Annotated in this window: 9 protein-coding genes; all 9 read right to left on the reverse strand. The window is 35.7% G+C overall.

Features of this window, described 5'->3' with window-relative positions:
• Positions 1 to 6 precede the first annotated feature (6 nt).
• Entirely contained in the window at positions 7 to 1,371 is a 1,365-nt protein-coding gene (locus tag FNB79_RS16225) for a family 43 glycosylhydrolase (RefSeq protein WP_143382357.1), read from the reverse strand.
• A gap of 43 nt (positions 1,372 to 1,414) precedes the next feature.
• Positions 1,415 to 2,767 carry a hypothetical protein gene (locus FNB79_RS16230; protein ID WP_143382358.1) on the reverse strand — a complete coding sequence of 451 codons (1,353 nt, stop codon included), beginning with the start codon at positions 2,765 to 2,767 and terminating at the stop codon, positions 1,415 to 1,417.
• A gap of 6 nt (positions 2,768 to 2,773) precedes the next feature.
• On the reverse strand, positions 2,774 to 4,180 hold the full coding sequence (locus tag FNB79_RS16235) for a right-handed parallel beta-helix repeat-containing protein (protein WP_143382359.1): 1,407 nt from the start codon (positions 4,178 to 4,180) through the stop codon (positions 2,774 to 2,776).
• A 50-nt stretch (positions 4,181 to 4,230) separates the two neighbouring features.
• Positions 4,231 to 5,685 carry a hypothetical protein gene (locus tag FNB79_RS16240; RefSeq protein WP_143382360.1) on the reverse strand — a complete coding sequence of 485 codons (1,455 nt, stop codon included), beginning with the start codon at positions 5,683 to 5,685 and terminating at the stop codon, positions 4,231 to 4,233.
• Between the two features lie 189 nt (positions 5,686 to 5,874).
• Positions 5,875 to 8,514, reverse strand: coding sequence for a glycoside hydrolase family 31 protein (locus FNB79_RS16245; protein WP_143382361.1), 2,640 nt, complete (start codon positions 8,512 to 8,514; stop codon positions 5,875 to 5,877).
• A 219-nt stretch (positions 8,515 to 8,733) separates the two neighbouring features.
• On the reverse strand, positions 8,734 to 10,074 hold the full coding sequence (locus FNB79_RS16250) for a carboxypeptidase-like regulatory domain-containing protein (protein WP_143382362.1): 1,341 nt from the start codon (positions 10,072 to 10,074) through the stop codon (positions 8,734 to 8,736).
• Between the two features lie 70 nt (positions 10,075 to 10,144).
• Complete coding sequence (locus FNB79_RS16255) at positions 10,145 to 11,962, reverse strand: sulfatase-like hydrolase/transferase (RefSeq protein WP_143382363.1); 1,818 nt, start codon at positions 11,960 to 11,962, stop codon at positions 10,145 to 10,147.
• 306 nt (positions 11,963 to 12,268) lie between these two features.
• Complete coding sequence (locus tag FNB79_RS16260) at positions 12,269 to 14,329, reverse strand: hypothetical protein (protein WP_143382364.1); 2,061 nt, start codon at positions 14,327 to 14,329, stop codon at positions 12,269 to 12,271.
• A gap of 46 nt (positions 14,330 to 14,375) precedes the next feature.
• Positions 14,376 to 16,799, reverse strand: a complete 2,424-nt coding sequence (locus tag FNB79_RS16265) for a glycosyl hydrolase family 95 catalytic domain-containing protein (RefSeq protein WP_143382365.1) — start codon at positions 16,797 to 16,799, stop codon at positions 14,376 to 14,378.
• Between the last annotated feature and the right edge of the window lie 107 nt (positions 16,800 to 16,906).

A 16,906-nucleotide genomic window follows, 5' to 3' on the forward strand; every position in this document is an offset into this window, starting at 1 on the left:
ATTTAATTATAGTTGTTTTTCATCTTCAAATACCTGTTCCAACTTCACATAATCTACAGCCAATTGCCCTGAAGAAGGTTTCCAATCTTTTTTAAAAATACGGATCAGATTATCGCCTGCTTTAAGTTCTATAATACCAAAATCGATTTCTGTAAAGGTTTTAGATTGTGGGAATTTAAACTCGCGACACAAATGACTATTGATTAATATATTGTGATTAGACTCGCCTTCTGGTGATGCATATCTCACTTTAAATCTAAATTTAGATGGTTTAGCAACTTGCGCTAACATAGACACATGGTCGTACGGATTATCGAAATTGGTTACATAGCCTTTTCCGCTATAGTCTTTTAAATACGTATCTACAAACACATTGTACAAGTTGCCTCCTGAAGCAAAACCGCTTTCGGCTTCCAATTTCATTATCACTCTAGTTCGTTCAGCTTTTCCTAAACCTTTTTTTGAAGGGATAATTGGGATGATATTACCGGCTTTATCATATTCTAAATAATCTGCCATTGCAGATCGTGTTTCACTCAAACCACCAGACAACCAAGCGCTGTGATAAAACATAATATCTTTCCCTTTATAATTTACCACACCACCGTGATTGGTCCCGCTTTGTCCTTCAAAATCATCTATAAATACACCTTTAAACGTGTATGGTCCTAAAGGTTTATCGGCTACGGCATAAAACATTTTTTCTGGCCAGCGTCTCGGCGTTAAGCCCGGATAAGTTAAATAATAGGTGCCATTACGTTTGTGTACCCAAGGCCCTTCAAATACATGGGTTAACTGCTTGGTTAAATCAACATAGGTATCCGGTTTTATAGACATAAGGTCCTCATTCAATTCTGCGGCATAACACTGTCTATCGTGCCCCCAATACAGATAAGGTGTGCCATCGTCGTCAATAAAAATAGCTGGGTCCTGACCAAACTCTACGCCTTTTACATAACCTAAATCGGTAAAAGGACCTTGTGGGACATCGCTACGTGCAATTCCGGTTCTAAACAATCCAACACCCGCTTCTTTCATACAATACACCAAATAATATTGCCCACGATAAAACGTGGCGTCCATGGCCCATGCATGACTCTCTGCCCACTCTACATTTTCTAAATGAAGAATACGGCCGTGATCTATCCAATTCACCATATCTGTTGTAGAAAAAGCGTGATAACCTGACATGCCGTAATGGTTATTAGACCCTGGCTCGTCGTGTGAGGTGTACACCCATAGTGTATTGGGATCGTCTGGCCAAACATGAGGTGATGGATCTGCTGTAAATACATTTGTGAAAATGGGATTTTGAGAGCCCCCAATTGTCACACTTAAAAGCGCTGTTAACAGTAATAATTTGGTTTTCATTTTAAATTAGTTTTGTTTGTCTGTCAATCTTTTTAAAAGGCTGTTATCTTTTGTTGACTTTTATAAGCGTTCCTTTGTTTTCTATAATCTCACCATTGGTGGTAATAATACTATTACTAGCCTGAACACCTATTTTAATAGGCATTTTGGTTTCGTTTCTTAAATTCAAATTGGTGGTTTGTGCCTCACCGTAAGGAGACATCGCTTCTCCATGCTCTGGATGTGTATACCCCACCAGAATAGGTAAATGTGTTTGACGCGTTTTTCCGTTTTCCGATTTTAGTACTATGGTATTATCAGCCCCTTGAATGGTTGCTAAAGCGTGCACCAGACGGTCTGATTCTGCATCATCTACAATTAAATCGACTTTTACGCCACTACCTTCAACAAATAATAATGGTCCGTAATTGGCATCGCCTTTACAATTTTTAACCACGGAATTATCTCCTATCCAATACCCGCGTTCTGTCCCTATAGTTGTACAATTTTCTACATGCGCTGTGTTAAAACGCAATTCGAATCCGGCTCGTGTGTTTTTAGCGGTACAGTTTTTAAAGCTGATATTTTCGCATGTACCATAGGTTCTAAAACCGTCTTCGCAAAGGGATTTCATATAGCCTGGCGTTACCACATATTCCCCTTCCCGATTTTGTGTCCAGGTTTTAAAATTCACATCGAATGCTGGCCCCGAAGTTTCAGCCAGAATCTCGTCGGTTGAGCGGACTTCGCCTTCGGCATAACAATCTTCAAAATAGACATTCTTAGGATGTTGTTGAATAAAAAAACAATGCCCAAAAGACCGGTTATATACCTTACAACCATACAGTTTTGTCTCATTACCTGTAACCAAAAGACCACTGTGTTTACGGTGTTTTATCGTAGTTTCTTTTTGTTTTCCTTTTCCGAATAAATCACCATAGCCATACGGATAAGACCCTTTAACATATAATGTAATGCCTTTTAGAACATTAGATTCTCCAGCCACTTGAAGCACTGTACCGCCACGTGAGGTACCTTGTCCGATACATCTAATCGTAAGTCCAACAATTGTGTTATGAGTACCTGTAATTAAAAATTCGTCGGTGTGAATAGGCGGATTTAATACGGTTCTAATTTCGGTATCCAATTCTATTTCTACGCCTTCTAAGTTAAACACATTATTGCTCCCACTAAACGTAATGTATTGATAGTCTTGATTATCTTTACGTGTTTTAAGCATGTCAGGAGTTAAATAATCGTTGAGTTTATATACTCCGGGCGCCATAGTAATGGTATTGCCACTTGCTGCTGCGTATTTGGCAAGCTCTTTTAAGGAGCTGATTTTAATATCTTTGGCTTCTACAAACTGACTAACACATAGCAATCCAAAAAAGCATATTTTAAATATCATTTTCATTTATAATTAGCGTTTTGTTCGGTTGGCATTATTTACCACATGTTCTGCCTCGGTGGCGTCTCGTACAGGTCCTACACTCTTTATTTTTGCATTTTTAGTACCTTTAAATTTAATGACCTCAACCTCAGTTTGGTTGTCTAATTTAATATCTGTAGCATGCATCTTCGCATTTTCATTAAAATTGCCATAGCCCTCCCAAACCGATAATTTAATAGCCATAGTTTCAGGGATAAATTTGGGGTCTGCTGTTTTAATAACAACATTGTGACCTGTACCATTTATTTTTGCTAATAAGGTATTCGCTAATCCATTCCGGCTATCTAAAATCGTCATCTCTACTTTCGCATTTTTTGCATTGGTATACGGAATACAAAAGGCCTCGCCATATTTAGCATCGGCACTACTATTTATTACCGTATCTCCATTCCCAATATTATATCCTGTAGCCACACAATCGCGTACCACACAATCCATTATAATATCTCCCGACGTGCTCAAACCAGTACAAATCCCTCTTCGCATTTGGTTTACCGTACAATTTTTAATGGTCGTGTTTTTGGTTTTATGTCCGTTATATTCTGGATACATACGGATGCCGTCTTCACTAAGCGAAATGATTTCTCCTGGTAATATTTTACCATCTGCTGCCACGATGGTACCTTCAATATAATTGCCTTTAGCCGCGTAGAACTTCTTATCGAAACCATAGCCAGAAGTTTCTGCCAACATAGCATCAGTTGTTCGTAACAATCCATCGACTTGGCAGTTTTCAATTAAGGTGTTTTCTGCACCTTGTAAAAAGATAGCGTGCCCCATAGCGCGCATATGCACTTGGCAACCCAATAATTTTACATTTTTAGCAGGATACCCCACACGAATACCGTTCATTTTACGAACATCGCCGCCACCTAAACCATACAAATAGCCGTAGCCCCACGGATTTGACCCTGAGGTTCGGACTTCTACATCCTTTAAAGTTACATGTTCACCAACGATGTTAAACATCTTGTTTTTACTTTGAAGTCCCGGTGTATCACCATAAGTCTCGATATACAAGCCTTCTAGCGTCACGTGATTTCCAGAAATTTCAATGGCACAATACATACTATTGCCATCGTCACTTTTTATTAAATCGGGGCGACTAAATAACTTGGTGTCTACCATAAACCGAGCGCCTCTTAAATCGTAATACGAATTGTTACTGGTGATTTCTATGAATCTTATCTTTTCAGCATCATCAATTTGATAATTTCCTGGACTGAGTTTTACGTGAACATTATCCTGACTGACATAAGTTTTAAAATCCTTAAGTGTGTGTACCTCTATTGCCTGCTTCTCTCCTATATTAGTTTGTGTGTGCACAGTAAAAGTGACACTTAAAAGAAGTACTAAGGTTACAAATTGTTTTATCATTTGATTTTGTTTAGTCTGTTTTAAGTAAAATATTATGATGTAGGATTTACTTATTTCCCGGTATATTTTAGAGAATTATTCGTCCCTAAATCTGTAATTTCACCTTTAGATTCTCCTGAAACTCCAGAGCTTTTATCTGATAAATACACCGGATAGTTTGTAAGATTATGAAGCTCAAAATCGAAACCTTTAAAGTTATTTTGGTTAGGCAGATTCCCATGTAATAACCTGATATTCTTTTTATCGCCACCAACCTGAATTTTTAATCCTTGGGCTGCACCTTGACTAGAACCACGGAATGTAATTTTGTGTTCACTACCTCCAATATAGGCGATATTCCCTGAGCCATTATAATACGGTTCTTTAGAATCTAATAGTGTGATATCTGCATTATACGATTTATCGCGTTCGTAAGTCGATGCATATGCCGGCCCATAAGTAACATCTGCTTTACAATTTACCAATTCGCCCGACCCTAACGAAAAGCCGTTTTCGCAGCCAATAGCCACACAGCCTTCCACGCGTTTTTTTCCTGTAGCATGAGCAATAGTGACCCCTGTTCTCATATATTTTACTGTACAATTTAACACGGTAACATTAGACGTTCCTCGTCTGTAGTTTTTTCCATCAATTACGGTTTCTCCGCCATCGTAAGCACGAATCCCGGCCTCTCCTGTACTAAGCATATAGTCTTTTGGAAGCTTATATCCCCAAACGGTCATAAAGTCTACATCGAATGCTGGCCCTGAAGTTTCTGCCAACATATCGTCGGTTTTACGCATTTCGCCTTCTACAACGCAGCCTTCAATTATCGGGTTATTTGCTGCTTGCATAAAAATGCAATGTCCATAACTTCTATGTGTAAATTTTGAATCTTTTAAATGATTTGATTCTCCACGGACCAAACAAGCACTATGTTTTTTATGTGGAATAACCGATTTTCCGCCTTTCCCAAAAGCATCGCCATAACCATAAGGAAAAGACCCTTTTGTAGTAACATTAAATCCCTCTACACGATTATGTGAACCATCTATTACAATGTTGTTTGCACGATGTGCAGGATGGTCGTGTACAGAACCTACATCGACTAAGGTTAAGTTTTTTAATACATTTTTGTTTCCTATAATTTGAATCTCATAAACCTGAAATTTCCCAAAAGCTTGCAACACTTTTGTATCTACATTTATGGTTACTCCAGTAAAATCGTAAGTGCTATTATTCCCTTCAAAAAGCAATAATACCTTGCTGGTATTTTTAATTATGGTTTCTTTAGTGTATAATCCGTTTTTTACATCGTCGGCCGTAATAGTATACACACCCGGCTTCATCTTTACATGTACATTATCGTCGTCTAGAAACGGTTTTAGCTCTTCTAACGAATTTACCATCGTTTGTGCATTTACCCCTAAACTTGTAAAGGCAAAGATTCCTAGTAGGCAGATGACATAGCATTTTAGTGTGGAATGAAAATTTGTTTTTTTAAGATTGAAAAGAAATGTTGTCATATAAATTTGGCTTGTATTTGTATAATGAAATTATGATTTATAAAAATAGATAACACCTCAGCAATTGAATATAAACTATGGTGCAATCCTTATAAATTATATGCCTAAACAGAACAGGAGACGAAAAAGATTTATAAAACCTTTAATTCATCTCCTGTAGTATAGTAAAAAAGAGACTAATCTCAATTCTTACAATTTCACTGGTGTTTCATCTCCATTAAAGCTAATGGTTTGAACTTGCCCACCAATCATTTCAACTTTAAAGGCCATAGGATTTTCAGAAAAATCTATAAAAGATCCTTTCCCTTTTGTTATTAGAAGCGTTTTATCGGCTTCTGAATAGTTTAAGTTAACCTCAGAGTAAGCGCCGTTTTCATAATCATAAGTTTCACTATCATCAAAATACAAAGTAAATTCCGCATCGGCTCCAGGGTACACCTTAAGAATGATAGGTTCATTCGTTTTCTGTGTAGCATACTGCACTTTTGGTCCGAATGGTATAATAGAGCCTGCTTTAACAAAAAGAGGTGTTTCATCTAAATCGGCTTTTACAGTAATCTCCTGTCCGCCTTCAAGTTTTTCATTCGTCCAGTAGTTGTACCATGTTCCTTTTGGAAAATACATAGTTTTTTCGCGTTGCTCGTATTGGGTAACTATACCAACCATAAAAGATTCTCCAAATAAAAACTGATCACTAATTCCCCAGACCTTTTTATCATTTGGATATTGATATGCTAACGGACTCATGAGTTGTTTACTGTTGGTTGTAATTTGCCAAGCTTGTGAATAAATATATGGCATAAGTTGGTAGCGTAAATCAATAAATTTGCGCGCAGTACTTTCAAATGCTTCATTATAACGCCAAATCTCGGTTTCCGAAACATAACCGTGAATTCTAAATATTGGACTGAAGGTTCCAAACTGAAACCAACGGGTTAATAATTCAATAAATTCTGGATTGGTATATTGGTTATCGAATTCTGGATTAATGGATCTTGAATCTCTAAAAAATCCGCCAATATCATGCGTCCAATATGGAATTCCTGCCATGGTAAAATTAAGACCAGCAGCAATTTGCTCTTCCAATTGTTCCCAAGACGCTTCTACATCTCCAGACCACGAGGTTGCACCATAACGTTGTTGTCCGGCATAAGCTGAACGCGTTAAATTAAACACACGCTCTTTTGGAAATTCCTTACGACGGCCATCGTACATGGCTTTAGTTACAAGAAGTGAATACGGGTTTTGAACTTCTTCAAAACGACCAACAGCAGTTAACTGAGTAGCATCATTAACACCTTCCGGCTCTGTACCATCTAACCAAATAGAACTGACTCCTTTGTGAAACATAGAGTCGCTTAACATACGATAAAACCGTTCGCTTACCCCATTGTCGTAAATATCAATGTAGTTACTACTCTTAATTTTTTTAAGGTTGTATTTTTCCTCTAGCGCTTCATTTTTAACCTCTGGCCAAACAGATACCATTAGTTTTAAATGTAATGATTTTAGGTCTGATAACATTCCATCTGGATCTGGATATTTTGCAGGATCCCATTCCGGACCTTTTGTGCCTTTTGGCCAATAAAACCAGTCTTGTACAATATTATCAAAAGGAATCTTACGAGCTCGCATTTCATGTGCATTAACCAATAATTCTTCTTGGTTATGATACCGTTCTCTACATTGCCAAAATCCATAAGCGCTTTTAGCAAATAAAGGAGCTTTTCCCGTTAATTTCTGATACTGAGAAATTACAGCCTCAAGAGTTTCACCCTGTACCACATAATAATCTATTGCATTCCCATGTGTACTACTAAACACTGTTTTGTTATAATCTGGCTCATTGTAATACAAATTACCAGGAATTTTAGCACCTGTATTTTGAAATACCACGTTATAAGTTTTACCTGCCTCTAAAAACTTTTTACCAGAATATCTGCGAGGCATCCAAATGGTTGAATAGTTAATTACAGGATCACCATCTATACTTACATTAATTTTCCCACGCATGCGACCGTCATGATCACTTAAAGCTAAAAATGTATATTCCCCAGTTTTAGTAGGCGTAAATGTAGTTTCACGGATATTTTTTTCTGCTGCTTCAGATGTATTGATATGTGCAGCAACATCTTCTTTTTCACCATCTACAGTAATAACAGTCTGCTCTGTTGGCGTTGCATTAGACTTAGTGTTTTTAAATTTAATTGCATGCTGAGGCAAGTTAAAATCTGTCAGACTATAATTATGCCAATAAATGCCGTAACCTTTGGTAGATACCACAAACGGAATAGCTATTTCTTGATTATATTGCTGAAGTCGGATGGGTACATGTTTCCAATTCATAATACCACTTTGGTATTGCCCTAAACCATACAGCGCTTCGTCTCCTGCAACAAAACCTTGAGACACTTTATGCTGTTCTCCCTCTGGTTGAATATATGTTAGTTCTTCGGTTTCTGATAGTAACTGATGATTCGCTTTCGTTATATAGCTTATAATGCCATCGCTAGAAATAGTAACCTGTAAAGAATCTGTGCTCAATGTTAACAAGTCTTCGGTTTCTTTTAGCTCCCATGACACTTCCTGAGGTTTTAAAACTGTAACATAATCGGGAAGCTCTGAAGGTTTGTCTCCCAGCAGTGTCTTTTTAACGTGAATTATAGAAGGGCTTATTACTTCTATATGAATACGTGTACTGTCTTTGTGAATGCTTATGCCATGTGCATTTTTTTCAAATTGATTTTTGAATTTAGATTGGCAGCCAATCAGAAAAACAGGAATTACTATAATTAAAATTTTAGTAATTAGTTTTTTAATATAAATCATTGTTTTATTTGTACTTAAATTAATTATAAAAAGCCTTACAGACAATACTATAAAATTCTATTTAAGGATCATATAAATCATGATTCATAAGTTATAAGCTATGATGTATTACTAGCCCTAGCGCGCGCTATAACATAAAATGGTGTTTAGGATAAGTGAAGCATCATAGAAAAGCTAGTTTTCAAATTCTATAATTCCACACAAAAACAACCCAATTTTTTACCACAAAATCCTAACATCTTTTGGCCATTGCTTGATATCTGTATACACTTGATTGCCTGTTTTAAAACTGCTATGTTCAAATTTTACATCGCATTTCAATAAGCCCATATCGATATTTGTATTATCAAAATAACTATTAATCACATACGATGGGCCACGAACAATGCGCCACATAGCGCCCCAAGTGTTATTTACAATTTCGCATTTATTTAAAATAACATGTTGTGGCACCCACTTCAGATCTTCGGTATATTCAAATTTATTATAATAAGATTCGCAAGGAAACCACAGTGCTACACGCTTAAAATTGGACATATACAGCTTATGAAAAAACAGATAACCAGCCATATTATTATCTGCTTGTATGCCATTACCTTTCCCTTCTTTCATCACACAACGTTGGCTTAAAACATATTTAGCCGATGTATATTTATTAGATTTTCCTTCAGAAGGAAAAGACATATCGCAATCGGATTGCAACACATGTCCCACAAATAAAAAGTAAATATTATGATGGAGCCCACCACGTGTCCCATTATGTTGAAATATGCTATTGTCCATTATAATATGGTTTACTCTGCTAATACCCACACCATGAGAACCCATATTTTTAACAGTTACATTTTGCCACATTAATCTCTCGTGCCTGTCATTATCATCGCCTCGTAAATTTAAGCCACTACCTGTATCACTTCCTCCTAAAAATGTTAAGTCTTTAAACACTACATCTGTTAATTTCTTTTTAGGCACTTGATTGATAAAATTGCCAGTGCCAATATGTTTTATGGTCGTTAACTCGCGACCATCACCACACAGTGTAACCCGACTTTTAATAATTAAATCTCCTGTTTCAAAAATGCCTGACTTTAATAGCACGACGCCTCCACCGGCATCATGCATCTTATCGATAGCATCCTGAATATCATCACCAGGGTTTAAAGTTATTACCCGATTTAAATATTGCTTAGGATACTGTACATGCTTAAAATCATCTCCCCATTTATCATGCATCACATTTAAAACCTCCTCCTCTATTTTAACCTTAGTTATAATATAATTGGATTGTGGATTTTGCAATGGCTTCAGTTTAATTTCTAATAAAGTATCTAGCGCATCTTCTACAACAACTTTTTTGCTTTCTGAATAATAACCTGATTTTTCAATTTTAAAGTGTATTGTTTTTGAAGGGGCATCTGTAATTGACCAAATAAATTGACCATTAGATTTTGTTTTAACAGCTTCCTCATTAAAACTAATCTCCACACCATCTAAAGGCGTGTTATTTGTGTCTGTAACTAGTCCACGCATGGCGTTTTGCGCCATAATTATGGGTGTCATTATTAAAAAACAAAAGGAAAATAAAATATACTTCATTAGTGTTTTAAACCATTAATTTTTAAAGAAAATCTTAATTCTGAACAGGTGTTACATAATTATAGTACACAGCACCTTCCATTTCACCTGTTTGATTATAAAACCACGTTTGGATAAATGCTGGTCCTTTTGGTAGATTTTGTAAACTGAATTTTACGCCATCCGCATTAGGGTCTGCGGCTTTTTTTTCATCGACATACACTGTATCACCATTCCAAATTTTTATTCTGGCACTCGCTATATCTAAAGCCTTTCCAAAATCGCCTCCAGAAGTTAAGTCCGTTTGCGTTTCAATTTCTTTTGGCCAACGGCGTAAATCGAAATTATAGGTACCTGTTTTATCAAATTCTACTGCTATAAAACCGCTACCCGAATCTCCTTTTTTCACATTACTTTGATCCCAAATAACGGTACCATGAAAATCGTGTGCATGCAACGTTGTTTTAGGCTCTGCTTTATTGCCTATAATAATTCTGGTGTATTCGTCGGAACGCGCTTCTACCAATTTCCACCAGGCTTCGTATTCTGCTTTTAATTCGGCTACCAAATCATCATATTCTGAATTTGAAATGATGTTATTTTTTTGTTTTTCATCAACTAATACATCGTACAATTCCCAATCAGAGGTACTACTATTTCGTATTAAGCGCCATTTATGAACGATGACATCTCCATCCCAATCATCTTTTTTCACCGATAGTTTTTTATATTTCTCGGGAAATTCTGTCCACATATCGTTTATTATTACCGCTCTATTTTTATATCCAGACGGATCATTTTTAGGATTATCATCTAACATTGGAACAAAACTACGCCCACGAATTTTCAACTTTTCTGGTCTATTTTCTACATCTTTAAGATCTAACAAGTCCATAAACGTAGGTAACCAATCAATATGTGCCGTTAACGGCTCTACATCTTTACCTTTACCAGTACCGCCCAAATGTCCGTTAGGCCATCTTATAAAACATGGCACACGAGTACCACCATCGTAATTAGATCCTTTGCCTCCGCGTAAATACCCGCCATCACCGTTATCTGTAGTAAATACAAGTATGGTATTATCTGCGATACCTTTATCATCTAAAAACTTTAGTAAACTCCCCATATTTTTATCGATATTTTCTATAGTTCCTTTTTTTGCACTTACACCTTCACGCGCATCTGGAGGTAATACATGCGGTGCATGAGCTGTACCTAAAGGGATATAAGCAAAAAATGGTTTATTTTTTTCAATATTATCGCTCATAAAATCCATAGCCCGATTCATAAAGAAGTTGGTCGTAAAAGCACCTGGAATACCATCGTCTTCATCGGTCATTTCTACCAGAGAGTCATTCACCCACATATGTGCTTGGTTATTAGTATTTCCCCAATAATCGGGTTGCTGACCAGTGCCACCACCTTTAATCCAAGCTACATATTCAAATCCACGATCTTTAGGTCTAAACGGATAATTGTCTCCCAAATGCCATTTAAAGAAGAGACCTGTAGCATAGCCATTTGCTTTAAAAATATCGGCCATTGTAATTTCATCTGAACGCATCATATTTCTACCATTAATGGTATGCCAAACTCCTACCACATCGCTTGGTCTTCCTGTAAGTAAAGCCCCTCGTGTAGGCGAACAACTTGGAGAAACATGAAAATCGTTTAGCCTAACAGATTCATCTCCTAATGCATCGATATTGGGTGTGTGTGGTGCATTATTTTTGAAATAAGAAAATGAACTATGACTAATATCGTCAGGCATTACGAAAATTACATTTGGACGATTTTGCATTTGGGCAAAACTGTAGTTAGAATGTGCAAAAAGTATAATTAATAGTAAACCTATTTTTGAAAATTTCATATTTGATTTTTAAGTTTTGAAGTGAGTTATTGAATACTCCAAGATAATTTGAACATCTTTCCAGCTGGTTCTATAGCCAAACCTCTATGATCTGAAAGTCTCTACTATTTTAATAGATTACATGCATACAATAATACCTAAAACCATAATATTATCTTATAAATTATGATTCATTGCATATAACTTATGAATACTTTAGAATAGTTTAACACGTATTTAAACCAAACAGAATCTATTTTACAAACGTTGATTTAAATTCAATATTTAGAAACAAGAAAAGTGCTAATTAAGCTAAGCTCTTAGTAATTACCATAGTAATTTCACATCTCCTGGCCATTGATTCACTGATGAATAGGTTTGGTTTCCAGTAATAAAATCACTATTTTCTATAGTGACATCACAGTGTAACAAACCCATGTCTGTTTTTTTATTATTAAATGTACAATTTATAACATAAGATTCTTTAACACTACGCCACATGGCTCCCCAAGTATTATCGACCACTTTACAACGGTTAAGAATAATATTTTGTGGGGCATATTTAGCGTTTTCTGTATAATTATATTTATCGTAGTAATTTTCGCAAGGAAACCACAAAGCGACACGGCCACAACCAGATATGTCGAATTTATGAAGGAAAATATAACCGGCTTCTTCATGGTCGGCCTGAATCCCATTACCATTTGCATCTCGAATCTTACAGCGTTGAGCCAACACAAACTCGCAAGACGTGTATTTGTTACCTTTACCTTTTATAGGATTAGACATATCGCAATCGGACTGTAAAATATACTTATTATACAAAAAATACACATTGTGGTACAATCCTCCTCCAGAACCATTATATTGAAAATCGCAATGATCCATAATAATATTATCGGTACGTTTTAAATGCACACCTTGTGCCGACCAATCTCTGACTGTAATATTTTGAAACATAATTCGGTTATGACGACTCTCGTTTTTTCCGGACATACGTATACCATTAGCCTTGCCTTTACGAGTGCCTTGAAGGATTAAATCTTTTATTACAAAATCAGTCACTTGATGTTCTGGTTCTACATTTATTCCAGACACCAACATGTCTGGCCCTTGCATAATAATAGTCTCTGCTTGTCGTTCGCCCACAAGTGTTACATTACTCCTTGGTAGCAAGGTGTCTTTTAAATAATGAATCCCCTTTTTTACTACAACAACCCCTCCACCTGCTGCACTAGCCATATCAATAGCTGATTGTATTGATTCTCCAGGACTGACCTCTATAACATAATCTAAAAATTGCTCGGGATAACTAACATGTTTAAATGCATTGTTCCATTTATCTTGCATAATGGTATACACTTCAGACTCTATTTTAACTTTATTAATCTTATAATTCACATGTTTTTGAAAGGATTTAGTGTCATATAAAAAGTAGTGTGTTGTCCACGTTTTTTCACCATTTACAGGAACTGAAATTGCTATACTATTACCTACAGAAATTAAATTACCATTTGCAAAAACCTGTTCTTTACTTAAATTCTGATCTATAGACATGGTTAGTCCTACTCCAGAATTAGGGTTTTCGATTGTTAGTTTAGTATTTGGTGTTATCGTTTCAAATCCTTTTAAATCTAAGTTCACATTTAAATCTCCAAGAGCCTTTGTAAACTGAATGGCATTACCACTAATATTTACATAATCTTCCAATATATTTTCAGTTTTAATTTTATAAGGATAAATAATTTGAAAAGGAAGTTTTACCTTATTGTCTTCTGTTATAAATGTATTCTCTGTATTAAAGTCTAAATGCATGGGTTTTGAGCCTGTGTTTTGAAGAGAATGTTCTACAACAAAACCCTGCTTAGACAATTTAACTGTTTTTTTATAGATATAAGCATAGCCAAAATCACTTGAAATAGTATGAGTAAAATCTATCCAATCTGCCCCATAATTAGTTTTCCATGTGCCATGATCTAGAATTTTGCACTCGGTTTGTCCCGAATTATTTACAACATGCTTAGACTTTTGGAGAATTCCGACACCTAAACGTATAAATTTTTCGCTAGAAGTTGATTCAGAATATCCTAAAGAAGCTGTAAATTTTGGTCCCGAAAAATTTTCAATCGTCTTGGATTTCTGATTTAATGAAGAGGCTTTAAAAATAGATTGCCCTTTATATTTTAAACTGGCTATAAGTCCCGACCAATCCCAATACGATCCCTGATAGTATCCTTTTTTATGATCGGGTAAAAATAAAGACATAGTCACATTATCATTAGAAATTTCGGTATGTGGATATTTTAAATACGTCTCCTTTTGTGCATATCCTTGATTAACGAAACACCCTGCCAAACACAGCATGTATATCAAAATTTTTATATTCATAATCCGTTTTTATTAATTACATATAATTAAACACATGATTTTTCTATTAAAGTTTAAGATAATATTGTGTTCCTTTTACAGTGTTAAATGCAAGTAAATCGGCTTGCTCTGATTTTAAAACTATGGGACTTCCAGTAGAATTTGTTAATGTTGACTTAGCAATATGCGCGTATTTAAGTTTGCAGATTCCACCGCTTCTAGATAGAATTTCTATAGCTTTAGCCTTGCCTTCTTTCCAAACCACCGAAAACTCGAAATTACCCCTAGCCACCAAACCAGAATAAGCACCAGTATTCCAAGCTTTAGGCAGTGCAGGAAGTATTTGAATATAATCTTCATGACTTTGAATTAACATTTCTGCTACCCCAGCCATAGTTCCAAAATTACCATCAATTTGAAATGGCGGATGTGTAGTCCATAAATTTGGTAAAGTACGCTCTTTTATAAATTTTGAATATACATTATGAGCCTTCTCGCCTTCCTTTGTACGTGCACGTGCATTCATACGATGCGCCATTGCCCAACCCGTGGTGATATTACCTCTTAAATCTAAAGTATGCCGAGCGGCTTGTATCCATTCTGGAGTGGTCTCGTTGATTAAAGTTCCAGGATAAAGGGCACATAAATGTGAAATATGCCTGTGGTGCTTTTGTCCGATTTCTCCATAATATTCTTCTTCTCTAAATTCTTTGATCTGACCTGATTTCCCAATTATTATTGGATCTAATTTTGTTAATTGATCTTCAACGGTCTGCTTGAATTTATCCTTAATATCGAGAACTTGGTAAGCTTTTAATAAGTCGTTATGATTTTCCCAAACCAGTTCTTGATCAAAGGTCGTACCGGCAGTAATATAATTATCTCCATTATGTTTTTGCTCTGGTGATGCCGATGGATTTACAAGTAACAAACTATCATTTACCGAGACTAAAGTTTTAGATAAAAACTGACTCATACCCAAAATAGCAGGAAAGCCTGTTTCCTTCAAAAAAGTGGTATCTCTCGTAAAGTCGTAATAATCCCAAAACATTTTAGTTGTTAATGCACCTGTTCCCGGACCAGAATGTCCACCAGGTCCCACAATTTTATAAGGTGTAGTACCCGTTCCTATTGTCCAACCATTTTCTAAGCTATTTTTAGCTAATACTTCTGGGTGGTGTACTTTTAAATATACTGTCGCTAATTGTTTTGCTTTAGGATAATAAGCTTTAAAGAACTCAATATACGGTGTAAATGTTTCAGCTAAATTAGTATTAAACGCCCCCCAATAATTCATTTGCACATTAATATTATGCCAAAATCCACCAGTAAAAGGTGTTACTTCATATTGGCTCCAGACGCCTTGTAAACCACAAGGCAATGTCCCCGGGCGTGAAGTTGAAATTAATAAATAGCGACCATAGTGAAACATGAGTTCTTCTAAATAAGAATTTGAGACTTCTTCCTGATAATCTGTTAACACCTTTTTTGTTGGTTTATTTGGAATATCTGTACTAAACTGAAGCTTTACACGAGAAAATAATGATTGATAATCGTCTATATGTGTTTGCTTTAATTTTTCATAGCCTTTTTTTGATGCCTTTTGTATAATACGGCTAACCTTCTCATGTGTATTAACATTAGTATCTAATTTTTTACTATGATTATCTTCTAAAAACACAGCTTGAGTTAATCTGTAATTTGTTCCCGCACTTACTAATAAAATCACGCTATCTGCATGAGTTACTTTTATTTCAGATTGCTCCCCATTTTGACTAGTGGATAAGGTTCCTCCTGTAGGTATTACTTTTATTTGTCCTTCATAATTCACACTAAAATGCTCTATACATCCAGCCATGGTTATGATATTTTCGTTTACGGTCATGTATCCCGTTCGCGTGTTTTTCTCTGTTGGTTTTCGTAGATATGGAATCTCTGGCTTTAGTACGAAGGAAATCTGTCCGTTTTTACTAGCACTCAATTTAATTACCAACACATTATCAGGATAACTCAAAAAATGTGTTCTGGTATAGCTTACGCCATCTTGTTTATAATTAACATAGGCTATGGCTTCATTTAGATTTATTGAACGTTTGTAGTGAGTTGGATTATTATGATTAAATTCCAAATCAATTTCAGCAAAACTTGTTAAACCACCTATTCCGTATAAACCTTCGTTTGCCAATGTTTTTTCGGTAAGTTGTATACGCTCAACGTCAGTTCTGCCAAAAATATTTGCTCCCATATAACCATTACCTATGGGGTAAGAATGTAACTCCCAATCTTCATCGTACGGATAGCCTCTAGCTTTAGTAATATTGAAATCTCCACCGCGATTGGGAGCAGGTTCACTATCCCAAATACTATAAATACGTTCTGTTAATTTTAAATTAGAATTTGAAGTTAACTGGCTAAAACTAAAGTTACAGCTACATGTAAAACAGATGTATAATATGAGGCTTTGGTAATTACTTAAACTATCTATTTTCATAAAATTATTAATTTTATTCAGTAAAAAATCTGTTTAGTTTTAACGGTCTCTATAGCTAATTTTAAAGTCTATTGTATTAAAAATTAATAACCTAATCTGGTGTAACT

The sequence above is a fragment of the Formosa sediminum genome, assembly GCF_007197735.1.
Classification (GTDB): domain Bacteria; phylum Bacteroidota; class Bacteroidia; order Flavobacteriales; family Flavobacteriaceae; genus Formosa; species Formosa sediminum.

What these genes read in the sequence shown, in the direction of transcription:
- FNB79_RS16225 (WP_143382357.1), bottom strand. Translation starts at nt 1,371, where the DNA reads ATGAAAACCAAATTATTACTGTTAACAGCGCTTTTAAGTGTGACAATT.
- FNB79_RS16230 (WP_143382358.1), bottom strand. Translation starts at nt 2,767, where the DNA reads ATGAAAATGATATTTAAAATATGCTTTTTTGGATTGCTATGTGTTAGT.
- FNB79_RS16235 (WP_143382359.1), bottom strand. Translation starts at nt 4,180, where the DNA reads ATGATAAAACAATTTGTAACCTTAGTACTTCTTTTAAGTGTCACTTTT.
- FNB79_RS16240 (WP_143382360.1), bottom strand. Translation starts at nt 5,685, where the DNA reads ATGACAACATTTCTTTTCAATCTTAAAAAAACAAATTTTCATTCCACA.
- FNB79_RS16245 (WP_143382361.1), bottom strand. Translation starts at nt 8,514, where the DNA reads ATGATTTATATTAAAAAACTAATTACTAAAATTTTAATTATAGTAATT.
- FNB79_RS16250 (WP_143382362.1), bottom strand. Translation starts at nt 10,074, where the DNA reads ATGACACCCATAATTATGGCGCAAAACGCCATGCGTGGACTAGTTACA.
- FNB79_RS16255 (WP_143382363.1), bottom strand. Translation starts at nt 11,962, where the DNA reads ATGAAATTTTCAAAAATAGGTTTACTATTAATTATACTTTTTGCACAT.
- FNB79_RS16260 (WP_143382364.1), bottom strand. Translation starts at nt 14,329, where the DNA reads ATGAATATAAAAATTTTGATATACATGCTGTGTTTGGCAGGGTGTTTC.
- FNB79_RS16265 (WP_143382365.1), bottom strand. Translation starts at nt 16,799, where the DNA reads ATGAAAATAGATAGTTTAAGTAATTACCAAAGCCTCATATTATACATC.